The organism is Streptomyces sp. NPDC087859 (assembly GCF_044742595.1).
In the GTDB taxonomy this organism is placed as follows: domain Bacteria; phylum Actinomycetota; class Actinomycetes; order Streptomycetales; family Streptomycetaceae; genus Streptomyces; species Streptomyces canus_F.
Genome location: NZ_JBIUUU010000003.1, coordinates 180,381 through 205,004, shown reverse-complemented (window position 1 = coordinate 205,004; position 24,624 = coordinate 180,381). Strand labels below are relative to the sequence as shown.

Annotated in this window: 12 protein-coding genes, 1 other RNA gene and 2 pseudogenes; 11 read left to right on the top strand and 4 right to left on the bottom strand. The window is 66.4% G+C overall.

Annotation, left to right across the window (positions count from 1 at the left end; genetic code table 11):
- Positions 1 to 64: 64 nt before the first annotated feature.
- The 3 genes and pseudogenes from ACIOHP_RS08255 to rnpB all read left to right on the top strand — a co-directional run bounded on the left by ACIOHP_RS08255 (position 65) and on the right by rnpB (position 2,215).
- On the top strand, positions 65 to 889 hold the full coding sequence (locus ACIOHP_RS08255) for a helix-turn-helix domain-containing protein (RefSeq protein WP_401884476.1): 825 nt from the start codon (positions 65 to 67) through the stop codon (positions 887 to 889).
- Positions 890 to 908: 19 nt separating this feature from the next.
- Positions 909 to 1,685 (top strand): annotated as a pseudogene (locus ACIOHP_RS08250) (DMT family transporter); the annotation flags it as partial.
- 115 nt (positions 1,686 to 1,800) lie between these two features.
- Positions 1,801 to 2,215, top strand: an RNA gene (gene rnpB / locus ACIOHP_RS08245) — RNase P RNA component class A.
- Positions 2,216 to 2,256: 41 nt separating this feature from the next.
- Here rnpB and ACIOHP_RS08240 read toward each other — a convergent pair.
- Positions 2,257 to 4,431: a UvrD-helicase domain-containing protein gene (locus tag ACIOHP_RS08240; protein ID WP_401885223.1), complete on the bottom strand. Its 2,175-nt coding sequence runs from the start codon at positions 4,429 to 4,431 to the stop codon at positions 2,257 to 2,259.
- A 50-nt stretch (positions 4,432 to 4,481) separates the two neighbouring features.
- Here ACIOHP_RS08240 and ACIOHP_RS08235 point away from each other — a divergent pair, with 50 nt between their 5' ends.
- From ACIOHP_RS08235 to ACIOHP_RS08215, 5 genes are all read left to right on the top strand, one after another.
- The gene (locus ACIOHP_RS08235; RefSeq protein ID WP_401884473.1) at positions 4,482 to 7,133 is read left to right on the top strand and encodes a DUF262 domain-containing protein; all 2,652 of its coding nucleotides are present in this window, start codon (positions 4,482 to 4,484) and stop codon (positions 7,131 to 7,133) included.
- Between the two features lie 130 nt (positions 7,134 to 7,263).
- Complete coding sequence (locus ACIOHP_RS08230; RefSeq protein ID WP_401884471.1) at positions 7,264 to 7,767, top strand: DUF4365 domain-containing protein; 504 nt, start codon at positions 7,264 to 7,266, stop codon at positions 7,765 to 7,767.
- Positions 7,764 to 8,963, top strand: a complete 1,200-nt coding sequence (locus tag ACIOHP_RS08225; RefSeq protein ID WP_401884469.1) for a hypothetical protein — start codon at positions 7,764 to 7,766, stop codon at positions 8,961 to 8,963. The genes ACIOHP_RS08230 and ACIOHP_RS08225 overlap by 4 nt, the downstream gene beginning before the upstream one ends.
- A gap of 172 nt (positions 8,964 to 9,135) precedes the next feature.
- Positions 9,136 to 12,390, top strand: coding sequence for a DISARM system SNF2-like helicase DrmD (gene drmD, locus ACIOHP_RS08220; protein WP_401884466.1), 3,255 nt, complete (start codon positions 9,136 to 9,138; stop codon positions 12,388 to 12,390).
- Entirely contained in the window at positions 12,387 to 16,610 is a 4,224-nt protein-coding gene (locus ACIOHP_RS08215) for an Eco57I restriction-modification methylase domain-containing protein (RefSeq protein ID WP_401884462.1), read from the top strand. Before drmD ends, ACIOHP_RS08215 begins: the two co-directional genes overlap by 4 nt.
- 70 nt (positions 16,611 to 16,680) lie before the next feature.
- Here ACIOHP_RS08215 and ACIOHP_RS08210 read toward each other — a convergent pair whose 3' ends face one another.
- Positions 16,681 to 16,890 (bottom strand): DUF397 domain-containing protein, encoded by a 210-nt coding sequence (locus tag ACIOHP_RS08210; protein ID WP_401884460.1) that lies wholly within the window; start codon positions 16,888 to 16,890, stop codon positions 16,681 to 16,683.
- A pseudogene (locus tag ACIOHP_RS08205) lies at positions 16,887 to 17,751 on the bottom strand (helix-turn-helix domain-containing protein). Before ACIOHP_RS08205 ends, ACIOHP_RS08210 begins: the two are co-directional and overlap by 4 nt.
- Before the next feature lie 180 nt (positions 17,752 to 17,931).
- On the opposite strand from ACIOHP_RS08205, the gene ACIOHP_RS08200 reads away from it, so the two are divergent.
- The 3 genes from ACIOHP_RS08200 to ACIOHP_RS08190 are packed head-to-tail and all read left to right on the top strand — an operon-like array spanning position 17,932 to position 20,263.
- On the top strand, positions 17,932 to 18,453 hold the full coding sequence (locus ACIOHP_RS08200) for an ATP-binding protein (RefSeq protein ID WP_401884458.1): 522 nt from the start codon (positions 17,932 to 17,934) through the stop codon (positions 18,451 to 18,453).
- Positions 18,407 to 19,786: an AAA family ATPase gene (locus ACIOHP_RS08195; protein WP_401884456.1), complete on the top strand. Its 1,380-nt coding sequence runs from the start codon at positions 18,407 to 18,409 to the stop codon at positions 19,784 to 19,786. Before ACIOHP_RS08200 ends, ACIOHP_RS08195 begins: the two co-directional genes overlap by 47 nt.
- Before the next feature lie 3 nt (positions 19,787 to 19,789).
- The gene (locus ACIOHP_RS08190) at positions 19,790 to 20,263 is read left to right on the top strand and encodes a hypothetical protein (protein WP_401884454.1); all 474 of its coding nucleotides are present in this window, start codon (positions 19,790 to 19,792) and stop codon (positions 20,261 to 20,263) included.
- On the opposite strand, the gene ACIOHP_RS08185 is transcribed toward ACIOHP_RS08190, so the two are convergent.
- Entirely contained in the window at positions 20,175 to 24,461 is a 4,287-nt protein-coding gene (locus ACIOHP_RS08185) for an Eco57I restriction-modification methylase domain-containing protein (protein ID WP_401884451.1), read from the bottom strand. The two genes, ACIOHP_RS08190 and ACIOHP_RS08185, sit on opposite strands and share 89 nt — an antisense overlap.
- Positions 24,462 to 24,624: the final 163 nt, after the last annotated feature.

The following is a 24,624-nucleotide window of genomic DNA, read 5'->3' as shown; positions in this document are numbered from 1 at the left end:
TGGGCGGGCCAAGCCTGGTGGGAAGGCATGGTGGGAAGGCTTGGCGGGAAGGGGGGGGCGTCGGATGGGTGAGCAGGCCTTGTGGACGAGGGCCCGGCTGGGCCGGTGCGGCCCGTCCCTGGACCTCCTGACCGCCCGCTTCGACAAACATGTCTACGCCCCGCACGCCCACGACGAGTTCACGGTCGGCGTCTGCGTCGACGGCACCGAGGTCATCGACTACCGCGGCGGCCACATCCGCACGGGCCCCGGCTCCATCGTCGTCCTCGCCCCCGGCGAGGTGCACACGGGAGGCCCCGGCAACGCGACCGACGGCTACGCCTACCGCGCGCTGTACGCGGAGACCTCACTGCTGACGGAGGGAACGCTGGGCGGCGTCCCGCACTTCCGCGAGCCACTGATAGACGACCCCGAACTGGCCTCGGCGATCCTCCTCACCCACACCGAACTGGGCGCCCGCCCCGACCCCCTGGAGACCGAGTCCCGCCTGCCCTGGCTGCTCACGGCCCTGGCCCGCCGCCACTCCACGGCCCGGCCCACGACGGACACGATCCCCGGCGCGGACCGGCTCGCTCTCCTCGTACGGGACCGCCTGGCCGACGAACTCCTGGACCCCCCGTCGCTGGCGGTACTGGCCGCGGAACTGGGCCTGTCCCGCTACCAGTTGCTCCGCGCCTTCCGTACGACGATGGGGCTGCCGCCGTACGCCTGGCTGGCCCAGTACCGGGTCCACCGAGCCCGCCGCCTGCTGGAGTCCGGCCTGCGCCCTGCCGAGGCGGCTTCGCAGGTCGGCTTCGCGGACCAGGCGCACCTCACCCGCTGGTTCCGCCGCGTCCTGGGCGTGACCCCGGCGGCGTACCGCAACAGCGTTCAAGACGACAGGCCCTGATCCGGCCGAGGCTGTGCGCATGACTGCACGCGGCTGGTTCCTGTTCTCCCTGATGGGAGTGGTCTGGGGCATCCCCTACCTGATGATCAAGGTGGCGGTGGAAGCCCCGCTGTCCCCGTCGGTGGTGGTGTTCACACGATGCGCGCTGGGCGCGGCGCTGCTGGTGCCGTTCGCGGTGAGGGGCCTGGGTGGGACGGTCAGGCGGGCCTGGAAGCCGATGCTGGCCTTCGCGTGCATAGAGATCATCGGCCCGTGGTTCACGCTCACGGACGCCGAACGCCATCTGTCCAGCTCGACGGCGGGTCTGCTGATCGCCGGGGTGCCGATCGTGGGAGTGGCGCTGGCCCGCTTCTTCGGCGACACGGAGCGGCTGGGGGCGAGGCGGATGACGGGCCTGGGGCTGGGCCTGACGGGTGTGGGGATCCTGACCGTTCCGCACCTGACGGGCGGGGACGCCCGCTCGCTGGCGGAGGTGCTGGTGACGGTGGTGGGCTACGCGACGGCCCCGCTGATCGCGGCGAGGTGGCTGAGGGACGTCCCGTCGTTGCAGCTCACGGCGTCGTGCCTGGGCGCCGCGGCGCTGGTGTACGCAACGCCAGCCGCGATGACCTGGCCTTCCAGCATGCCCTCGCCCACGGTCCTGCTGGCCCTGGCGGGCCTCGGCGTGATCTGCACGGCGGTGGCCTTCGTCGCCTTCCTGGAGCTGATCAAGGAGGTCGGCCCGACGAGGTCGACGGTGATCACATACGTCAACCCGGCGGTGGCGGTGGCGGCGGGGGTGCTGTTCCTGGACGAGAAGCTGACGGTCGGGGTGGGGGCTTCGTTCGCCCTGATCCTTGCGGGCTCGGTACTGGCGACAGCGGCCGGTCCTGCGAGGGATGAGGGCCCGGTAACATGGTCGACACGGCAGACGAGCCGGGCGGACGGCCGCGTGGAGTCCCCTTGACGGGGGCTTCCCGAGGAACGTCCGGGCTCCACAGGGCAAGGTGGTGGCTAACGGCCACCCGGGGTGACCCGCGGGACAGTGCCACAGAAAACAGACCGCCGGGGACCGTATCCGTACGGACCTCGGTAAGGGTGAAACGGTGGTGTAAGAGACCACCAGTGCCCAGGGTGACCTGGGCAGCTAGGTAAACCCCACCTGGAGCAAGGTCAAAAGGAGCGCCGTCAAAAGCGCTCTGCGGGGACGTTCGAGGGCTGCCCGCCCGAGTCCCTGGGTAGACCGCACGAGGTCGGCGGCAACGTCGACCCTAGATGGATGGCCGTCTCCCCGGCCGCCGTGAGGTGGTCGGGCGACAGAACCCGGCGTACAGCCCGACTCGTCTGCCGGCTGGGTTCTCACCTGGGCTTATGGGCTGGTCGGCCCTCTATCGTGCTGGCAGGAACGGGCTACGTTCACCGTGCCACGAAACACGCAGCGCCTCCCGTGCCCGTGTGCAAGCGACAAATAGCAGGCTCAACTCACCTAGCAGGTCCTCTCGGTGCTGCTGAGGGTCGACCTCTTCAGCAGTGACCGCGCTGCGCATGGGAACGATGCCGTCATTCACACCGACGACAGCCATGCAACGGAACTCCAGGCCCTTCATCCGGTGCATCGTCCCGATGCGGACTCCGTCTCCCGTCGCTGACGGTGTACCAAGGACAGCCGCGGGCATCCCGGCCTGGCCCAGAGCCTGTGCGATGTCCTTGCCGAGCTGGAGGAATCGCACGGCGACTCCGATCTCGCGCGGTGCCACACCAGCTTTGATCCAATCATCGATCTGGGCCACCAGGCCTGCGATTTCTTCGGGCTTGTTGCCGGCACCACTTGTCTGCGGGTGTGCGCCGTGAAGGGTGGATCGGTACCCGATGAGTGCCTCGTCTCCGCCGTCCATATCGTCGACCCGCTCTCCTGTGAGGAGGGCAGTGGACCAGGCCAGGATTTCCTGAGTGGTGCGGTAGTTGATGCGCAAACGGGCGGAGCGTCCGGTCACCGAAATGCCAAGGCTGCGGAGCGACACTTTGTTTCCGTAGATCCGCTGGTAGGTGTCGCCCGCGATGAACAGATCGTCCGGCCCTGATGAGACCAGGGCGCGGAGTAGCCGCCACTGCGCGGGGTGAAGGTCCTGTGCTTCGTCGATTACCACATGCCGGTAGCGAAGCGGTTCGCCCTGCTCGTCGAGGAGGCGAGCGGCCTCTGCGCACACTTGGAGGAAGGTCCATTCGTCGGCTTGGCGCAACTCATTGGTGAAGGCCTCGATCGCTCGCCATACCTGCGCACGCTTCAGAGGCCCCAGGGCGGCACCGCGACCGCTACGCGAGGCCTTGAGATATGCCTCGGGTGAACGCAGGTCCTGGGCGAGCACGACGTGGCGCCACTCCTGGTCGAGGAAGACATCGGTGAAGTCGATACCGAGACGACGAGCTATGCGCGCCCAGCGCGCGATGATGTCTCTCTGACCCGTGACAATCTTCAGCGGGGCCTTGCGAGCCTCTCGCACGATTTCGTTGGCCAGCGCGTCCACATTGATGACGCGGATCTTGCCGCGCAATTGCGCATCGAGGATCAGTAGTTCAAGACTGTGCCGGAGGTCGGCGGCGAGATCCCGGGTGTAGGTGGTCAGCAGGATCGACTCGTCCGCGGCGTCACTCGGCAACTGCCGTGCCAGATGCAGTGCGCGGTGCAGGGCAACCACTGTCTTTCCCGTCCCGGGACCGCCTGTGACACGGGCAGGTCCGTTGTACGAGGACCGGTAGGCCATGCGCCGCTGACTCGGGTGAAGGAACACGCGCCATGCGTCGAAAGGCTTGGCCAGAATCTCCATCAACTCGTCGGGTCCGGAGACGAGAGCGATTCTTCCCAGCGAGCGGGCCATGGCGACCGACAGTTCGTCGGGATCCTTCGGTGCGGTCGACTCGTCCCTGCCCGCGACGACACTGATCTGTTGGGAGACACTCGGCCCGGCGAACTCCAGCTGTACCTGGACCACCTCTCGCCATACGTCCTCCGGCTCCATGCCGGCGGCGAGACCGGCCAGAACGTCGTACTGCTGCTCGGGGAGGACCTTACGCAGCGCATCCAAATGCGCCTCGGTACCGAGATGCCTCAAGAGGGGCAGGAGGTCGGTGTCGACCCCCAGGCGGGTCAAGTCCTTGTCGCTGACGTGCCCGAAGAGCCGCTTGCTGTCCGTCGAGGCGAGGCTCCGTACGCCGGCGGTCGCCCGCTCCAGGGCGACGTCGTTGCGAAGCTCGATGCCTTGAGTGGCTGAATTGATGGTGGCACGGTGCTTGACCGCCCAGGCAATGGCGTCGTCGTGCGGCATCACCTTGAGCAGGAGGAAGCTGTCGCCGGACTCGGGCGCGAGGACGACTCCGCGCATGAACTGGTTGATGCGGATGGTCCGGATGCGAGGGTCGCGGGCCTTCTCGAGTTTTTCGAGGTGCAGTCCGGCGTGACGGTGCTCCTGGAATTTGTCGAACACTTCGTGGACGCGCTTTTGGACCGGTTTTTCCAACTTGGCGAACTCCATCAGGAAGTCCTTGTGGATTCCCAGCGTCGCCATCAGCGCCCCCGCTCGTGCCATCCGTCAGTTCTCCTGATCACCGTACCCGGATGGGGAAGAATGGCGACCTGGTCCGGTACACCTTGGGGGAGAACAAGCGCGTGCATGCTCAAGAGACCACGTTCAGCAAGCTCGTCCAGGGCGAGAAGCAGTTCCAGGTTCCGCTGTACCAGCGCACCTACAGCTGGCAGCGGGATGAGCTGCAGCAACTGTGGGACGACGTACTGGAGCTGGTCGAAGACCAGTTGGAGGGCAGGCCGTCTGCCGCTCACTTCCTGGGCTCCGTCGTGCTTGCACCGGGGCAGATCACCGCGGGGGGCATGCAGCGCTGGCTCGTTGTCGACGGTCAGCAGCGGCTCACCACGCTCATGCTCGCCTTCACGGCATTGAGGGACCGCCATCGGGAGCGGGGCACGGACAAGAAGGCCGCCCGGATCCACGACCTCCTGCTGGTCAACAGCTACCGGGATGGCGAGGATCACTACCGCCTGCTGCCGACCCAGGCCGACCGGGATGCGTTCACCGCCTGTGTCGAATCTTCGCCGAAGGCCGGCGGACCCGGAAATGTGGGCGGTGCATACCGATTCTTCCTGGGGGCGCTCGCCGCAGGCGAGGAGAGCGGCGGTGAGGCATGGACGGACGCCGTGGAGACAGTGCTGAGCACTCTGCTGTCCATCGTCGAGATCACCGCCGCCGAGGGTGACAACGTCTACCGGATCTTCGAGTCGATCAACAACACCGGCGTGGGCCTGAGCCAGAGTGACCTGCTGCGCAACTACCTCTTCATGTGCCTGCCGACCCGTGGAGAGTCGGTGTACCGCAATCTCTGGCTGCCCATGCAGGAACAGCTCGGCCCGGCGAATCTCGAACTGCTCGTCTGGCTCGACCTGGTCGTGGGCGGCAACAGTCGGGCCAAGCAGAGCGAGATCTACCGTGACCAGAAGAAGCGTCTGGAGCCGTTGAGTGGCAATGAGACGGTGCTGCAGGCAGAGATCAACGCGCTCGCTCAGCGGGCCGGACGACTGAAGCGGATCCTGGAGCCCGAGCTTGAGGGGGACCCGGAGCTGCGGGAAGTGCTGGAGAGACTGACGCGGTGGGGCGGCCAGACCCACTACCCCCTCGCCCTCCATCTACTCGACCTGGTTGACGCCGGTCAAGCCACGGCGGACGAGGCGGCAAAGGCATTGGCGTACGCCGAGAGTTACATGGTGCGACGCCTGTTCGCCGGGCTCTCCACGACCGGCAGCAACCGAGTCTTCATGGAGCTGCCCAAGGAGCTGGAGAAAGAGCTGGGCAAGGACGGCTTCCCGGCAGAAGCCGTACGCCGGTCCCTGTCGAGGAACAAGACGGGAGCGCGGGCCTGGCCAGGAGACGAGGATGTCCGTGAGGCGATCCGTACCAGGCCGTTCTACAAGTTCGGACGGAGTAACCAGCGGTCCCAGGTGCTCCGCAGACTGGAAGAGAGCTACCGTCCGAGCGAGCCGGTCGACTACGCCAAGGCGAAACTCACGGTGGAGCACGTGCTGCCGCAGAGTCCCGCACAGCAATGGTTTGAATTGCTCGCCGAGGAGGCCGAGGACGGTCAGAGCCCCGACGAACTGCATGCGCTGCTCGTTCACACGCTGGGCAACCTCACGCTCTCCGCGGACAACGCACGGCTCTCGAACCATCCCTTCCGGCGCAAGCAGGAAATCCTCGATGCCAGCGCCCTGCGTATGAACCAGGGGATCGCCGCGCAGGAGCGGTGGGGCAGAGCGGAGATCCTCGCGCGCGCCGATGAACTGGCCGACCGGGCGGTGCAGTTGTGGCCCGGTCCCATCGAAGGCATGGTTCATGCCGACGACGAGTGGGTCGGATGGAAGGAGTTGAGGGCCGCGCTCCTGGCTATGCCCGCTGGAACGTGGACGACATATGGGGACGTCGCCGCGCTGGTCGGTACCCATGCTGTTGCGGTGGGCAGCCACCTGGCGTCCAATGCGGGACTGCACGGTGCCTACCGAGTGCTGACAGCCGACGGGCGTATCTCGGAAGGCTTTCACTGGGCCGCTGATGACGAGTCGGCGGACCCGCAGACTCTCCTGGAAGCGGAGGGCGTCCCCTTCGACGACGCGCGTCGCGCCCGCCGGTCTCATCGGCTGACCACCGCAGACCTGGCTACTCTCCTCGGCAAGGAGGTCACCGGCGATATCTCGCCGACTCACGATCTGGACGACGAACAGCAGGCAGCCGCTGCCAGGTTCGAAGCGCAACTGCGTGACAATCAGACTCCGGAGACCGTCAAGGGCGTAGGCGACGCACTGCGGTTCTGGGAGCAGCAGGGCGGTTATCGCGCCTACGGCAGGGCAAGTGAGACCAGTTGCTTCCCGACTCTCGATGTCGGCAATGCGCTGGAGTCCCGGAAGCTGTGGCCGCTGGCGATCTATCCGGTCACCGGCACAGTCGAGGCTGTTTTCGAGCACCTGAAGCGGCGCCAGCCCTTCGATGACGAGCCGCTGCGGCGCGAGCTGATGGCCAGGCTGAACGAGATCGACGGCATCGATCTCGCTGAGGCCAAGCTGGACCTGCGTCCCTCCTTCCCGGTGGAGGTTTTCGCCGGCCACAGCGACGAGATCTGCGCAGTCCTGGAATGGTTCGTGCACACAGTGGCCTTGGCGGAGGCCCGACGGCCGATGCCGGCCGATGACGGATCGATCACGGTCTGACACCGGGGGCTGGCCGGAACTCGGCCTTTCTGGAAGATCATTGCTCGAGTAACCTGCGCGGACAGTGAACGTTGTGTCACTCCGAGCGTAGGCGCGTGACGGGTGGCCTGCGACCGGAGCGCGGGGGCGCATGGAGCTCAACAACCACCAGGGCTGGTACGGGGAGACGTTCGTGGCGGCCATAGCCGCCGCGGCCGGCTTCCAAGTGGCCGTTCCCTACCCGGACATCGGCAAGGACCTCATCCTCGGCCGGGACCACGAGATGCCGGAACTGGATGTCCAGATCGCCCTCCAAATAAAGTCCCGCAGAGTCGACGAGTTCACCTCCACCGACTCCGGTTTCAAGATCTCCCTGCCGATCGAGCAGTTCAAGAGGCTGCGGGGCCGCAGGCAGGTTCCGTGTTACCTGGTGATGGTGGTGGTCCCCGCCGATCCACGGAAGTACATCCGCCTCGATGAAGAGGCTCTGGTCCTGCATCACTCGGCTTACTGGCTGTCGCTGGAGCACCACTCCATGCCGGTCCAGCGGGAGCAGAAGACCCTCACTGTCACTGTGCCGCGCGACAATCTCCTCACAGTCGACGCTCTGCACGAATTCTTCGACCGTGCGTGCGAGGAGGTGCCCGTGCCATGACAGCAGTCGGAGTGCCCGAGCACGAGCTGGAGCGCCTGCGCCCGCGGGATGTGGCGCACTACTTACGCAGCAGAGGATGGAAACAGGGCAGCCGGATCCGCTACAGCCGCCGTTGGGAGCTGGAATGGGGAGGCCAGCACCACCGTGTGCTCCTCCCTCTGGACAGTGAACTCGCCGACTACGCGGACCGGATGGCGGATCTGATCGGTGCGCTGTCTGTCACAGAGGGGCGTCCAGCCTCGGTCGTTCACCAGGACCTGACAATGACCGGCCTCGATGTGCAGTACATCAGGACCATGCCACGCACACCGTCGGGCACGATCCCGGTGCAGGACGGTGTTCTGGCCGTGACCAGCGCCCGGGATCTGCTGATGGCCGCAGCCTGCGACACAGTCGCGGAGGAGCACCGCCTTGTGCAGCCGCGACGCAAGCCGCAGAGGGCGAAGGACTTCGTAGAGAGCGCGCGGTTCGGCCCCAGCGCTCCCGGAAGCTACATCTTCACGGTCCAAGTCCCCTTGCCCGAAGCCACATCGGAAGGGTCGCTCTTCGAGGACGTTCCCGAACTGGATGTGGCGCCGGAGCCGTTCGCCCGCCAGGTGTCGCGCAGGATGTACGAGGCGGTGACAGCTGCACGTACGGCGGCCGAGCAGGCGGCGCTGGCAGATGACTCCGCCCCTTTCTCGGAGGGGGTGGAGCAGGGCATTTCCGCCGACCTATGTGAGGCTTTGGCCGGTATCGGCGGCCAGGACAGTCGTAACTCCCAGCAGGGGAACGGCAATCGGCCGACAGGGCACGGCTTCTCGCTCGACTTCGCCTGGTCACCACGATGGCCCGTGCCGTACGAGAAGTCAGTCGCGGAATTCCCGCAACGCCTCGTGCCCGTGCTGCGGGAAGGCGCCCAGGACCTGCGGCGCCAGGAACCGGACCGGGGCGTGACCATCGTGGGCCGTCCGACGAAGCTCAAGCGTGTCGCCGACTTCGGGCCCGGCGAGGTCACCGTGGAGGGCCGGCTGATGCAGGAGAACGGGGATCTCGTCGGCCAGCAGCGCCAGATCCACCTCCACCTCACGGAGGAGAACTACGACCGGGCGACCGACGCCCACCGCGCCCGACGCGACCTGAAGATCGAGGGCGATCTCACCCGGCGCGGAAACTTCCACGAGCTGATCAACCTGACGGGCTTCGACGTGCTGTGACGGAGCCTGTACCGCTTGTGTGAGCCAGTGCCACAGTAGGCGCAGTGTTTCGGGGCCGGGCAGGGAGCGCCGGAGCCCTGCAGGGTGCGTGTTTGAATTGCTGTGTTTGACGGGATTCGCCCAGGCCGGCCCGGTTGTCGGGCCAGGGCGGTGTGAGGAGCGCGGAGAGCCGATGACGACATCGTCGACCACCACCGACCTGGCGGGAGTGGCGCAGCGGGCAGTCCGCCGCCGAGGCGATGCCCAGGACCCCACCGCAGTCCCCGAGATCAGTGACCTGGTCGAGGTTCGTGGCCAGCGCTGGGTGGTGGCCGACGTGGACCTCGGTGAGGCGGAGAGGCCGGACGGCGACGCCAGCAGGGGCACCACACTGGTCACCCTCAACAGCGTCGAGGACGGCCGTTACAACGACACCCTCTCGGTCATCTGGGAGGTCGAGCCGGGACGGCGCAGGCTGCCGGCCGGCTCCCTCCCCGATGTGACCGCCGGAGGCTTCGACCCGCCCGAGCGTCTCGCCGCCTTCCTTGACGCGGTCCGCTGGTCGGCCGTGACCTCCGCGGACGTACGCACGCTTCAGGCGCCGTTCCGCTCTGGCGTCGCCGTCGAGCCGTACCAGCTGGAGCCTGTCTCCAGAGCGGTCGCCGCTCCGCGCGTGAACCTGCTACTCGCCGACGACGTCGGCCTCGGCAAGACCATCGAGGCGGGCCTCGTCGCCCTGGAACTGATCCTGCGCAACCGCGCTCACAAGATCATGATCGTCTGCCCGGCAGGCCTGACCGTGAAGTGGCGCGACGAGATGGCCGAGAAGTTCGGCCTGGACTTCACGATCATCGATTCCGAGCGCAGCGCCGAAGTACGTCGCAGCCACGGCAGCGCGGCCAACCCCTTCAACATCTATCCGCAGTGCATCGTCAGCCTGCCCTGGCTGCGCGGACCCAAGGCGCAGCGTCTCCTCGCCGAGATACTCCCCACCGAGAACACCGACTCGGCCACCCCCGCAAAGCGCATCTTCGACTTGCTCATCCTCGACGAAGCGCACCATGTCGCACCCTCCGCGCCCAAGCAGCTCTACCCTGTCGACTCCCAGCAGACCAAGCTGATCCGCCGCCTCGCGCCGCACTTCGAGCACCGGCTCTTCCTGTCGGCCACGCCGCACAACGGCTACCAAGCGTCGTACACCGCCCTCCTGGAGATCATCGACAGCCAGCGCTTCGCCCGCGGCGTCGAGCCTGACCCGGCAGCGGTCAAGGACACGGTCGTACGCCGGCTCAAGACCGACATCCGAGAGCCGGACGGCACCCGCCGCTTCCTGGAGCGCACGACGGTTGCCCTGCCCGTCGAGTACACCGACGACGAGCGCCGCATCCACGGACTCCTCAAGGAGTACGCCCGCCTGCGCCGCGCCAAGCTCGGCACCCGGTACAAGGGCGGCCGCAAGGCCGCCGATCTGGTCACGCTGCTCCTGAAGAAGCGGTTGTTCTCGTCCCCGGACGCTTTCGCCCGCACCATCGCCGTCTACCTGGAAACGCTCCGCACGAAGAAGCAGCAGGCGGCCGAGGAGATCGAGGACTGGCAGGAGACCTTCTTCGACGACTACGCGGACTTCGACGACGAACCGCTCGCCGAAGCCGAGGACGACGCCATCGCCCGCGCCACCACGCTCCAGCCGAGCACCGACAGCGACGAGGCCGGCCTCCTGGAGCAGATGCAGGAGTGGGCGCAACGCCACCAGGCGCAGGCCGACTCCAAGGCCCAGGAACTCATCGCCTACGTCAAGGCGGTGTGTCTGCCGGACGGCAAGCACTGGACCAACGAACGCGTCGTGGTCTTCACCGAATACCGCGACACCCAGATCTGGCTCCAGAACCTGCTGCGTGACCACGGCCTCGGCGGCGACCGCGTGGCCCTCCTCCACGGGGGCATGAACACCGACGACCGCGAGCAGTTGCGCCTCGCTTTCCAGGCCGAGCCCACCGAGAACGAGGTACGCATCCTCCTCGCTACGGACGCGGCCAGCGAAGGCATCGACCTCCAGCGGCACTGCTACCGCCTGGTCAACTACGACATTCCGTTCAACCCCAACAAGCTGGAACAGCGCATCGGCCGCATCGACCGTTACGGCCAGCGCACCGCCCCGCAAATCGTCCACTTCATCGGCAGCGGCTACGAGACGACAGTCGACAACTACGAGGCCGACCTCGAATTCCTCGCCCGCGTAGCCAACAAGGTCGCACGCATGGAAGAGGACCTCGGCAAGGTCAACGCTGTACTCGCCGACGCCGTACAACGCAGGATGACCGGTGACCTGGGTGCCGACTTCGACGTCGAGCGGGCTGAGGCGTACGCCGGCCGAAAGGCGAAGCGCGGCGGCAATGTGACCGCAGAGCGTGACGTCCAGGCACAGGCACAGCGTCTGAAGGATCAGGTCGACGCCACCGTGACCACGCTCGGCATCACGCCGTCAAGGATCGCTCGCGTGGTCTCCACAGCCCTTCCGCTCGCCCGTCAGCAGGACATCAGCCCGGTCATCGACGAACGCGAATTCGCCCCGGGATTCTACGAAGTTCCCACACTGACTGACTCCTGGGAGCGGGCGGGCCAAGGCCTGGCGGACAAGCTGCGCCCCGAGATCCAGCGACCCATCACCTTCGACGCGCAGAGCGCCAAGGGCCGTGACGACGTGGTCCTCGCTCACCTGGGGCATCCCCTGGTCAGCATGTCCACGCGCCTGCTCCGCGCGGCCGTATGGAACAAGGACCAGACCGGCCTCGCCCGCGTGGCCGCCGTCGTCAGCGACCATCCGGAGCTGGAGACCACCCTCGTCGGAGCCTTCGCTCGCTTCGTCCTCGTCGGCGCGGATGGCATACGCCTCCACGAAGAGGTCCTCCAGGCAGGCGGCTGGCTTCGCGACGACGACACGGCGGGCGGCCCGGTCCGCTTCAACCGCCTTGAGAAGATCACCACGTTGCGCGAGATCCTCGACAACGCGCTCGCCAATGCCACCAAGGCGTCCCCACTCCTTGAGCGCCGACTGACCGATGCCTGGCCCCACGTGAGCGAACCCCTGGTGTCCTCCCTCGAATGGCGCGCCCGCAACCGCCAGACCGCGCTGGAGGGCCGTCTCGAAAACCGCCGCCGAGAGGAGGCGGAACGCATCGCCGCCAACATCGACGCCTTCCGCGCCTCGCTGCGGGCCGCCATCGGTAAACCGGCCGAAGAGGAAGAGGAAGGCCAGTTGGAGCTCGCCTTCGACGAGGCCGAACAGCAGCGCCGGGACCGTGAGAACTGGGAGAAGAGGCTGGACGCCCTGGAGAGCGAGAAAGAACGCGAGTTCGCCTCGATCGCCGCACGCTACGCCCAGCCCAAACCGCTGCTGTTCCCCGTCGCCGTCGTCTTCGTCGTTCCCCGCCGGGAGGCCGTGAAGTGAGCACCACCGTCCGTACGAACCACGGCCGCGGACGCGCCCGCAGCGGGGCACCACTCCCCGACGGCAGGCAGCAGCACCTGGACTGGCTGAGCCTGGTGGACGTGTCGGGACCGTTCCTGACGCTGCCCGTGCTGCTGAGGACCTGGCAGCAACTCGACTCGATCGACAAGCCGACGCGCGCGCGGCTGCGTTACGAGCACGGTGTCTGGCTGTCCGACCAGGAGGCGGGACAGGAGGCGTGGATTCACTTCCTGCTGAGTGAACTCCTCGGCTGGGGAGACGCGTTGAGGGAAGGCGAGGCACTGACCGAGGCCCTCGCCGTCGACGTCCCGGAACACGACGAGCGGGTCGCCCCGACCTTCGCGCTGCTCGACCCGGGGGCGGATGGCGAAGGGGGCGACACGGCGGGGCTGGTTGCCGGCGCTTCGATGCTCGGTCTGACGGTCCCGGCGGGTCAGCACCCGGCTCGCCGCATCCCGGACTCTCCTTGGTCGGCGACACCGATCGACCGCATGGCACACCTCTGCCGTCACCACGGTGTGGAGCTGGGTCTGGTGACGGACGGCCGCTGGTGGGCCCTGGTGTGGGCGCCACGCGGCGGTGTCACCACGTCGGCCGTCTTCGACACGGTGGCCTGGACGGAGCAGGCCGAGCGCGTGGTCGTACGAGCCTTCGTGTCGCTCCTGAACAGGCGCCGCTTCTTCTCCGTCGAGGACGACCAGATGCTGCTCCCGCTGCTGCGGGAGTCCCTGGACAACCAGGAAGACGTGACGGACGCCCTCGGCGTCCAGGTCCGCCAGGCCGTGGAACTCCTCGTGGAAGCCATCGGCCGGGCTGACATCAGCGAGCGAGCCAAGGGCGGCCGTGGCCTCGCCGACGTCCCCGCGCAGGAGGTCTACCGGGGCGCGGTCGCCATCATGATGCGGGTGGTGTTCCTGCTCTTCGCCGAGGAGCGCGGCCTGCTCCCGAGCGACAACGCACTGTACACGCAGGCCTATTCGGCAAGCCGACTCGCCGAGGAACTGGAGCGGCGGGCCAGGGAGACCACCGAGGAGGACCTGGAGCAGACGAGGGCTGGCTGGCATCAACTCATCGCCCTCTTCAACGCGGTGTATGGGGGAGTGGACCACCCCAAGCTCACCATGCACGCGTACGACGGCTCGATCTTCGACCCCAACGCCTACCCCTGGCTGGAGGGACGAGGAACGGGCGAGGCCGACCCGAGCGAGCCCTTGCCCATCGACGACCGAACCGTCCTCCACATGCTCCAGTCCGTGCAGCACGTCTCGATCGGCACGGGCAGGAAGCGGGAGCGGCGCCGACTGACGTTCCGGACGCTGGACGTCGAGCAGATCGGCTACGTGTATGAAGGCCTGCTCTCGTATCAGGGGCGGCGGGCCGAGGACACGGTCGTTGGGCTGGTGGGCAAGCCGGGGCTTGAGGCGGAGGTGCTGCTGTCCTGGCTTGAGGCGAAAGCAGCCGGGGTCCGGGAGCCGGCGGACCTGGGGATGCTCCTGGCGGAGGAGTACAACAAGACGACCGGGATCGGGAGTGCGGCCAAAGTCGCCAAGTCACTTGCTCCGCTGGGCGATTCGGAGCGCGAGGCCGCACGAAAGAAGCTGCTCGCCGCGACGGGCGGCGACGCGGAGCTGACGGAGCGGATGCTGCCGTTCTACGGGATCATCCGGCGTGATCTGCGGGACCTGCCGGTGGTCATCCGGCCGGGCGCGCTGTACGTCACGGAGTCCGCGCTCCGAAAGAACACGGGCACGCACTACACGCCCAAGTCCCTTGCGCAGAAGGTGGCTGACGGGGCGCTGGAGCCGTTGGTGTACGAGGCCGAGCACGGGCCACTGACGACCTCTGACCGTTCACAGTGGCGGCCGAAGCCGTCGACCGAGCTGCTGAAGCTGAAGGTCGCGGACATCGCGATGGGTTCGGCAGCGTTTTTGGTGGCTGCCTGCCGGTACCTCGCCCATGCACTTGTCGAGGCGTGGGCTCGGGAGAAGGACGCGCGGGCTATCGCGTATCTGGAGGCGGCGGGGTCGCTGTCTGCCTCGGCGGTGGACGCTGAGGCCGATCCGGTGATGGTCGAGGCTCGGCGACAGGTTATTGAGCATTGCTTGTACGGCGTCGACATCAACCCCATGGCAGTGGAGATGGCGAAGCTGTCACTGTGGTTGGTGTCCATGGACCCCGAGCGGCCTTTTACGTTCCTGGACGACCGGCTGGTGGCGGGGGATTCGCTGCTGGGGATCACGTCTGTGGAGCAGCTGGAGGCTATGCATCTGGATCCGGTGCGGGGGCGTCGGATTCATGGGGACGGGATCGACTTCACGGGGGGTGTGCGGCGGCTGGTGCGTGAAGTCGCCGATGAGCGGAGGAAGTTGGCGGGGATTCCGGGAGTTGGGCTGGAGGAGTTGGGGGAGAAGCGGGCGATTCTGGCTTCTGTGCGGGAGAAGACTCGGCAGGCCGGGGTGTTTGCGGACCTGGTGGTGGGGGCGGCTCTGGCGGGGGCTGGGCGGGGTGATAGGGAGCGGGATCAACTGGCGTTTGGGGCGGTTACGGCGGCTCATGCGGTGGTTGATTCGGGGGGTGACGAGGTGGTCGCGGGTGAGGAGCTGCGACGGGCGAAGATCTTGGCGTCGCGATGGCTGGGAACTAATAAGCCCGTTGATGGGTTCGAGCGCGAGCCGGCGCATCTGCCACTGGTTTTCCCGGAGGTGTGGGACGAGCGGGATGGGTTTGACGCGGTAGTGGGGAATCCGCCGTTCCTGGGCGGGCAGAAGCTCACGGGTGCGGTGGGTGAGGCGTACCGGGAGTATCTGGTGGGGGAGCTGGGGAGAGGCGCTCGAGGAAGCGCGGACTTGGTCGCGTACTTCCTCTTGCGCGCCCATGAGTTGTTGAATATGGATGGCCAGACAGGGCTGATCGCGACGAATACTCTGGCGCAAGGCGATACGCGAGAGGTGGGGCTAGACCAACTGGTCGCGAATGGAGTGACGATCAGGCAGTCGGTGAAGAGTGCGCCCTGGCCATCGCGTAGCGCGGTGCTGGAGTACTGCGCGGTGTGGACGAGTCGGGCAGGGGTGGCAGAGGGCGGCCTAAGGTTCTCTGACGACGTGCCGGTTAGCGGTATTACGTCAACTTTGGATGCAGAGTCGCGAGTGACGGGGACGCCGGATCGGCTGGTGGAGAACCGGGGAATTGCGTTCATTGGCTCGTATGTGCTGGGCTTGGGTTTCACGATGGAGCCAGAAGCGGCCCAAACGTTGATTGCTCAGGACGAACGATACCGAGAGGTACTCTTCCCGTATCTCAGTGGGCAGGATCTTAACTCCCGTTCGGACAGTTCGGCCAGCCGCTGGATCATCAATTTCCGCGATTGGAGTGAGGAAGAGGCCAAGCAGTATCCAGAGGCTTATGAGCAAGTGCGGAACCTGGTCAAGCCGGAGAGAGACAAGAACAACAACAAGCAGCGGCGAGAGATCTGGTGGCGGTTTACACGCCCAGCTCCTGAGCTGTACCGAACCATCGCAAATCTGCGGAGAGCGCTCGCGATCACCCTTCACACGAAGACGGTCATGCCTGCCGTGGTGCAGCCGAGTCAGGTCTTCTCGCACGGGCTAGCGGTCTTCGCCGTTGACGACCTGGCCATGCTGGCGTTGCTGAGCAGCGCACCGCATTACTGGTGGGCCATCAATCGAGCCTCCACCATGAAGGGGGACCTCCGTTACACGCCATCGGACGTCTTTGAGACATTCGCGCGCCCGGAAGCCACCGCAGCGCTCCGAGACTTGGGTGACCAACTGAATGGTTGGCGCCATGAATTCATGGCCACTCATGGTGGCCTCACTGCCACGTACAACCTCGTTCACGACGAAACGTGCACGGATCCAGAAATCACCCAACTCCGCACAATCCATCAGGCCATCGACGAGGAGGTGGCCCGTGCCTACGGCTGGCAAGACCTCCTCGACCAGTCCACTGGCCTCGACCATGGCTTCCACGACACCCGCCAAGGTCCCCGCTACACTGTCGGCCCCGTCGTCCGCCAGGAGATTCTCGACCGTCTCCTCGAAGAGAACCAGCGCCGCTACCAAGCTGAGGTAGTCGCGGGCTTGCATGCCACGAAGCAGCCAAAGAAGTCCGCCCCGGCGGTGGCCAGGAAGGCTGCTCGCCCCAGGCACTCCACGGAGGAGCCTCCGAGCCTCTTCTGACTCGACTGACCCGAACAAGTCTGTGGCCCCGACGAGTTGCCAGCCGGGGCCCACTCACCTGCTGTCCCGCTCAGGCTGCCTCACGCACATCCGCGACGAACGCAGCCCACCCCTGCGGGCCGAAGCCCAGACGCGCGCCCTGCTTGTTCTTCGAGTCGCGCACGTGGATCGTGCCGCCGGTGGCCGCAACCTCGACACAGTCGGGGCCGTCGGTGCTGCTGTAGCTGCTCTTGAACCACTCCAGCCCGGCGACACTGTTAGCAGAGAGCTTGATCGTCATGTTTCTCCCAGCAGTTTCTCGATGAACGCCAGTGACTCACGCGGCGAGAGAGCCTGTGCCCGGATGATCCCGTAGCGCGCCTCAAGGATATGGACGTCCCTTCGTTCCGCAGTCACGCGGCTGAAGAGTGCCCCCTCTGCTTGCGCCACTTTGTGGCCGTTCTTGGGGTCCAACAGCCGAAAGGAACCGCCGCTCAGACCTGCATGATCCTCACGGTCCGTTGGCATCACCTGGATCTCCACGTTCCGCAACCGCCCGACCTCCAACAGTCGTTCGAGTTGCCCCCGCATCACCATCCTGCCACCGACTGGGCGTCGCAGTGTTACCTCGTCCTGGACGAAGCTCAAGAAGGGTGCGGGCCGCCGCTGAAAGATCTCCTGCCGCGCCAAGCGCGCTGCCACGTTCCGCTCGATGGTGTCCTCGTCCAGCATGGGCCGGTGCATCCCGTAGAGCGCCTCGGCGTACCCCTTGGTCTGAAGGAGGCCGTGGACCTGGTGGGCCGCATATGCACCCAACTCCTTGGCGTCTGCCTCCAGCCGAGCCAGATGGCGCACCTTCTTCGGGTACTGAAGCTTCTCCACGTCCTCCTTGAACTCGGCCAGCATGCCCCCCCGCCCCCAGTACTTCATCCGCCTTGTCGAGGAACACCGGCTTGGGAATCCGCCGCCCCCTCTCAACCGCAGACACCTGATGCTCGGTGTACCCGATCCGGCGGCCCAACTCGGCCTGCGTCAGCCCCGCCCGCTCCCGCCATCGCCGCACATGACGCCCCACCATCTCCAGGATCTCGGACATACCCTCGTCCCAGTCCTGCTCCTCCTCCAGACCTCCCGTCTCGCAACCCGTCTCCTCCGACTCCATACCCGCCATGCCAGTCACCTCCGGCCGTACCGTCGTCACCCCGCACACACCTGACACCGCTTCATCGCGCACGCAGTCACGCCCGACAGCCCGGACAACCTGCCAGGACAGCCCGACAGCTACGCTCCGTATCAGCTTTGTCACTGTTCAAGATAGGCGCGCTCGACCACGCTGAGTGACATGAATCAGCAGATCTCCACCCCCCTACCTACCGCCCAACCCGTCCCGCCAGTCCGTCACTTCACCATCCAGCTCAGCTCTACCCGCAGAGGCGCCCGCCTGGCCCGCCATCTCGCGACCCATCAGCTCGACGAGTGGGGCATCCCGCACGGCACCGACCTCTCCGACCGTGCCGCCCTGGTGGTCGCGGAACTCGCCGCGAACGCGGTCACGCACGGCCGCACCCCAGGTCGAGACTTCCGCCTGACGCTGCACTTGCCCCTCGCGCCCGACGGCATCCCGTCCACGTACACACTCCGTATCGAAGTCACGGACACCCGCCCGGACCGTCTGCCACCACCCCCTCAGGACCTCACCTCCACCACCCCCGACGCATCCGCCGGCCGAGGCCTGCTCATCGTCGACACCCTGGCCATTCGCTGGGGTGCGCGGGCGGACGACCGGCTCACCAAGACCGTATGGGCGGAGCTGACCGATGCCCGGTCCCGAGCAGACCAGGCCGCAGGGCATGGCCTGCGGTAACTTTGCCGGTGTGACTGCCCAGGGCATCGAAGAGGTCCGCCTGACCGCGTTCAAGAGCTTTCGCGGTGAGGCCTTTCGGCTTGCGCCACTGACTGTGCTGATCGGACGCAACAGCAGCGGCAAGTCCAACGCGCTCGACGGACTCGAAGTGCTGTCCCGCCTGGCGCGCGGCGAGGACATCGCCGAAGCACTGGAGAGCCGGCGCAGCCCTGCGGGGCCGGTGCGTGGCGGGCTCGCCGGATGCGTGCCCCACGGGTCGGACAGGTTCTCCCTCGGGTGCACCGTGAGCAGTGAGTACGGGCCGATTCGCCTGGACGTGACGATCCAGGTGGAGCCGGAGGTGCAGATCATCGAGGAGCGCCTGTCCGGGCCTACTGTCAGCGGTCACCGGGACGTGCTCGTGAGCGGCGCGCCGAGCCCGCACCTCGGCGACATCCAGGCGTCGTGGCACAACGGCAGGCCCGGACGGAATCCGAGCGGTCCGTTCCGCAACTCACGTCTCCTCACATCGCAGCTGCCGCTGCGCCTGGCCGGTGACACAGAGGGCGAACACGACTGCATCTGGATCGCCCTGCGTGTGATGACGGCCTTGGCCGGCGCCTTCCATCTCGATCCGGTGCCACACCTCATGCGCCAGTACGTCCCCTCCCGGGACGTTCATCTGCGCCGCACTGCGGAGAACCTGTCCGCCGCGATCGGCAACGTACAGAAGACGAGCCCCGAACTCTTCGCCCGGCTCGTGCAGTTGCTGCGCGGCCTCGCCGATCACGAGATCGAGACGCTGGCAGTCACCAAGTCCGAGTTGGGCGATGTGATGCTGGCTCTGGACGAGGGGCAGTTGGGGCTGACCCCGGCCCGGGAGATGAGTGACGGGATGCTGCGTTTCCTCGCCATCACCACGTCGCTCCTCACCGGGGGGCGGGGGCTTGACCTCGGTTCGTCGAGTGCGGGGAGCGCCAGGGACGGTGCGGAACGCGCACTCATGCTGGTTGTTGAGGAGCTGGAGAACGGGCTGCACCCCTCCCAGGCGTCCGAAGTCCTGCAACTCGTCCGGCAGGCGAGCGCGGAGAATGACACACAGGTGCTCATCACCACCCACAGCCCGGCCCTGTTGTCGGCGCTCGACAGCGCTGATCACGAGGGGGTGGTGGTGTGCTGGCGTGACAGGGCGTCGGGCACGAGCCGGCTCACTAAGCTCACTGAACTCGACGGGTATCCGGCTGCCATGGCCGCCGGGCGGCTGGGCGATGTGATCACGCAGGGGCGGTTGGAAGCACGCGGGCAACAGGACCGCGACTACACGGAGTTCGACCGTCTTCTGGGGATCGGGTGAGGCGTGGCTCGCAGGGTTGAATTCGTTGATACGTCGATTCTCTGCAATCTCCTTGAGATCCCCGGTAAGTGCCAGGACCGCGAGAAGGTGATCGAGGAGCTGCGCCAGAAGAGGGAGGCGCGGGACTGTGACCTGCTGCTTCCCGTGACCGCGGTCATCGAGACGGGAAATCACATCGCGCAGCTGGCCGACGGACGGCAGAGACGCACGTGCGCGGAGCGGTTCGCCGGCGTGCTGCGCACTGTGGTGGAGGGCAAGGCGCCCTGGGCGCTCAACGAGGTGGAGTGGGACGCGGCGCATCTCAGCGCGCTGATCGAGGGCGGCAGTACAGGCAGCAGCCTGATTGAGCACGCCTGCAATCAGCTCGGATGCGGCGACCTCAACATCCTCATCGAGCGGGACCGGTACCTTGCCCGGACCTCCGGGGTTGCGGCGACTGTTTGGACGCTGGATGCGTTGTTGGCCTCGTATGCGTGACGGATGACTCGTCGAAGGGGAGAGACTCTTGCCTGGGGTGGAGGCCCGCGTTGACCTCGGCCTGGTAGCGGCGCTGGTTCTCTTCGAGCAGCCGGTCGAGGATTTCCTGGCGGACGACGGGACCGATGGTGTAGCGGGGCCCTTGGCGGGTGTCATGGAAGCCGTGGTCGAGGCCCCCGGGTTGGTCGACGAGGTCATGCCAGCCGTAGGCGTGGGCTACTTCTTCGTCGATGGCCTGGTGGATGGCACGGAGTCCGGCAATGTCCGGATCGGTGCAGGCCTCGTCGTGGACGAAGTTGTAGGTGGCGGTGAGGCCGCCTCGGGCGAGTAGGACCTTGCGGTGGTGAGCATCGAGGTGGCTACCCAAGTAGGAAAGTTCTTGGGTAAGTTCGGAGAGGGGAAAAGTCTCGAAGGCGTCGCTTGGCGAGTAGTTGAGATCGGACTTCATGGTGGATCCGTACTTGATTGACCACCAATAGTGTGAGGCGCTGCTAAGTAGGGCCAAGAAAGCTGCATCCTCGGATGCAAAGGCGACGATCTTCTCGTTCAGGACCTGATGGGTGGAAACGGCGAGCGGAATGATCGTTTTACTAATGCGCGCCAGAACCAGGACTCGGTCCATTTCCTGGATGGCCTCATGCAGACCTTTCGCGCGTTCGGCGTACTGCCACCACCGCTCACGGCGAGCTGCCCTATTGTTTTTGTCCCGCTCAGGCTTCACCAGTCGGCGTACCTGTTCGTATGCCTCGGGATACTGCCTAGCCCGCTCTTCGCTCCAGTTATGAAAGTTGATCACCCAGCGGCTGGCCGAGCCATCCGGGCGGGAGTTTAGGTCCTGCCCGTTTAGGTAAGGGAACAGCACTTCCCTATTCCGCTCGTCCTTCGCGATCAATGCCTGGGCCTGCGCGGGCTCCATCGTGAAGCCCAGTCCCAGGACGATAGCTCCCTGGAACGCGATGCCTTGATTTTCCGCCAACCGACGTGGCGTCCCCGTCACCCGGGATGCCACGTCCAACGACGACGTAATCCCCTTCACCGCCACCCCATCCGCGATCCGCGCTCCGGCGGTGGCAATCGCAGCCCGGCTCGTCCAGACCGCGCAGTACTCCAGCACCGCACTCCGGGACGGCCATGGCGCACTCTTTATGGACTGTCGGATCTCCACCCCATCCGTGACCAGTTGGTCAAGTCCGACCTCGCGTGTATCCCCCTGTGCCAACGTGTTCGTCGCGAGCAGTCCCGTCTGACCGCCTGCGTTCAACAACTCGTGCGCCCGCAATACGAAATAGGCAGCCAGATCCGCGCTACCACGTGTTCCATGCCCGACTACTTGCACCAAGTACTCTCGATATACTTTCCCTAATGCGCCGGTCAGTTTCTGACCTCCGAGGAACGGAGGATTTCCCACTATCGCGTCAAATCCGCCAGCCTGAAACACCTCGGGGAAACGGTGAGGCCAGTTGATGGGCCTCCAATCGTCGAAACCCTCGACCTCTGCGGCGAGGCGCCATCGAGCCATTGTCTCCTGGGCTCGCTCTTTGATGCCTCTTTGATCCTCCGGGAGTGCCCTCCCTAACTGGTCCGGATAGGCCGCCGCAGCAATCGCTGCCGCGTCCAGACCCCGCGTGCCACGCGGCGCGTGCGCCAGGGAGGCCGTCGCGAGGAGCTCCCCGAAAAACTCCAGGTGCTGGACGGAAAGTTCGGCGTCCCTGAGCACGCGCCGCTTTTCGGCGAGGGCGGTCAGCGAATCTCCCGGAATGTCGATAAGACTCTCTCGCAACTCCGCGGAACGCCGAAGATCGGCGCCCATCCCGGTCTGTTGCCAGATCGTCGACGTGTAGTCGACAGGAGACCGGCGGTGCACTGTGTGCTCTGCCGTAGGCAGCATGTGCATGTAGTCCACCTGCTCGGAGCGTGAAATGCCCACGAGCGAGTCCCCGTCGATCAGCCGATCGTCCAGGAACGTGAACGGCATTCCCGGCTCCACTGTGTCCAACCACAGTGCGAACTTGGCCAGTTCGACGGCGAGTGGGTTGATGTCGACCCCGTACAGACACCGCTCCGCGACCTTCCGGCGGGCCCGGATCATCACCAGGTCGAAGCCCTCGTCCGCGCGCTCCCGGAATGGCTCCTGTCGGCGAATGACATCGGTGTCGAACTGTGCCCGGATACGACCCTCCGCGGCCTTCTCCCGCTCGATCGCCCGCGCCTCGACCAGCCGCTCCGCCAGGTACCGGCATGCCGCGACCAGGAATGCCCCCGAACCGCAGGCGATGTCGGCGACCTTGAGGCGGAGTATGTCGGCGCTGGACTTGAGCCTCCAGGACTCCCGGTCGGCTGTTTCCAACGGGCCGGGGGAGTACACCAGGGGCTCCAGCGCCCCCTCCACCACCTCCGCTGCCAACCACTCGGGCGTGTAGTGCGCGCCGGTGGCCTTCCGCTTCGATGACTTGCCGACGTACAGACCTCCGGGAAGGATCACGAGAGGCAGGCCGCGCAGGTCGTGGCGGATGATGCCGTAGAACGGCCGGAGGCGCTCGACAAGAGACGTGTCGCCGCCCGTCGCGGCCAGCAACTTCCGCTCGGTAGCCGCGCGTTCAGTCGCTGCGAGCGGACGAAGCACGCGCTGCACGGCCGTGGCTGTGCCGATGCCGGAGCTTTTGTACGCGGTGGACAGCGAGGCAGCCAGTGCGGTGAGCGGATCCTCCGCCCGAGCGGCCTCGGCAGCGTGCCGCTCGACCTCCGCCAGCTCCACCTGTACTTCTCGGCCCTGCTTGCCGATCAGGCCGATGACCGGACCGGCGGCGCGCTGTCCCTCGTACTCAAGTAGCCCCTCGTAGACACTTCCGATATCACCGATCCGCAAGTGAGCGAACGTGGTTCTGCGCCGCTCACGCTGGCGGCCCCGGCCCGTCGTCACGTATTGCACGGCCCGCAGCATGTGCAGCACGGTCCGGTCGTCGACCGGCCATGGCGACTCTCCGCCGCCCGGCTCGAGCCAGGGATGCCGGCCGGGATCGAAGAGGCTCCCGTCGTACCCGCAGATTTGCAGGTCAGGGTGGTCCACGCCCTGATAGATGGCGTGGAACAAGGCCACAAGCCGGTGCCACGCGGCCGTGCTTTGCTCCAGATCCTCTTCACTTGTGTCCCGGGCCTGTGCTTCCAACTCGGTGCACAGGCCCCCAGCTGAGTAGGAGCGCGCGTAGAGGGGATTGTCGGCGGGCAGCAGCCCCTTCTCCTCGGCGAAGAAAGCGAAGAGGATCCGCATTTGGGTCGCGAGGGCGGCCTTGTAGACCTCGGCTGCCGACTGCTTTTCCAGCCCAGGACGACCGGCCTCATGAGCCTCCCTGTCCCTGCGGCCGATGGCGGCCACCAGAAGCTCGACGGCCTCCTTCACCTGCTGGCCCAGGGACTCGGTGAGGTCTTCCGCGCGGTCCTCAGCATTGCTGAGAAGGTACGTCAGCGTCTCGTCGTCCGGCACGGAGAAGAAACGCCGTCGGCTGAGCAGCGAGATGAACGCCCGTACAGTCGTCCGGTCGGCTGCCGATCCCCAGTCCGCGGTGTCGAAAGTGACATACGTGGCCGCCGCCTCACGAGGAGCCCAGACGAGAGTGCACCATCGGCCGGCCGTGACCAGCCCGAGTCCGATGTCGTGGTGCCGGCAGAGGCGAGCCAGCCGGTCCGCCGGAGACGCAGCCCACGCGGCGCCGGACTGCCGACCCGTCGGCAGCACGTCCGGGGCGCAGACGAGACCTAGCAGTGGAATCGCGCCCGGTGGGGGGCTGGACGTGGCGGAGGCGTCTGGGCTGATCAGCGCGAAGGACGGAGTGAGCGTCTCCTGGTGCTCCGGAACGGACAACGAAAGGTTGCCCAGGAGCGCGGGGTCCACGGACAGCGTGTCCTCCCAGCCCAGCAGGTCGCGTAGGAGGTAGTCGATCCATGCATCGTGGTGGACGCTCGGCTTGGACTGCCACTCGCGGTGCGCGAGCCGTAAGGAACGCCTTGCCGGTCCGTCCAGGGCATCGAGCTGCGGCAATACGCGCGTCAGAGCCGGGATTCCCAGGAACGGGCCGTCCAACGTGACCAGACCCAGCCATTCCTCGTGCTGGCCACGGCCTCCAGCTGCCGGTGGCCGGTTGCCGGCGGCCTGGCCGCGTCTCCAGAAGCCGAGTCGTGCGGACGTCGTACCGGTAGCCATAAGGCACCCCCGCTGCGAGACAACGATTGCGCACGGCGATCCGAGTAAGTGCGTGGTCAGGCCTCGCAAATGACGGTAGCCGGACGAGTGCCAAACCGGATAGAGCGCCTGCGGGGCATAAGCCCTCCCGTCGGGCCGATGAAGTCCGGCGGGGTCACAGGTG

Coding starts and splice junctions, on each gene's coding strand:
- ACIOHP_RS08255 (WP_401884476.1), top strand. CDS start 65: ATGGGTGAGCAGGCCTTGTGGACGAGGGCCCGGCTGGGCCGGTGCGGC.
- ACIOHP_RS08240 (WP_401885223.1), bottom strand. CDS start 4,431: ATGGCGACGCTGGGAATCCACAAGGACTTCCTGATGGAGTTCGCCAAG.
- ACIOHP_RS08235 (WP_401884473.1), top strand. CDS start 4,482: ATGGGGAAGAATGGCGACCTGGTCCGGTACACCTTGGGGGAGAACAAG.
- ACIOHP_RS08230 (WP_401884471.1), top strand. CDS start 7,264: ATGGAGCTCAACAACCACCAGGGCTGGTACGGGGAGACGTTCGTGGCG.
- ACIOHP_RS08225 (WP_401884469.1), top strand. CDS start 7,764: ATGACAGCAGTCGGAGTGCCCGAGCACGAGCTGGAGCGCCTGCGCCCG.
- drmD (WP_401884466.1), top strand. CDS start 9,136: ATGACGACATCGTCGACCACCACCGACCTGGCGGGAGTGGCGCAGCGG.
- ACIOHP_RS08210 (WP_401884460.1), bottom strand. CDS start 16,890: ATGACGATCAAGCTCTCTGCTAACAGTGTCGCCGGGCTGGAGTGGTTC.
- ACIOHP_RS08200 (WP_401884458.1), top strand. CDS start 17,932: ATGAATCAGCAGATCTCCACCCCCCTACCTACCGCCCAACCCGTCCCG.
- ACIOHP_RS08195 (WP_401884456.1), top strand. CDS start 18,407: ATGCCCGGTCCCGAGCAGACCAGGCCGCAGGGCATGGCCTGCGGTAAC.
- ACIOHP_RS08185 (WP_401884451.1), bottom strand. CDS start 24,461: ATGGCTACCGGTACGACGTCCGCACGACTCGGCTTCTGGAGACGCGGC.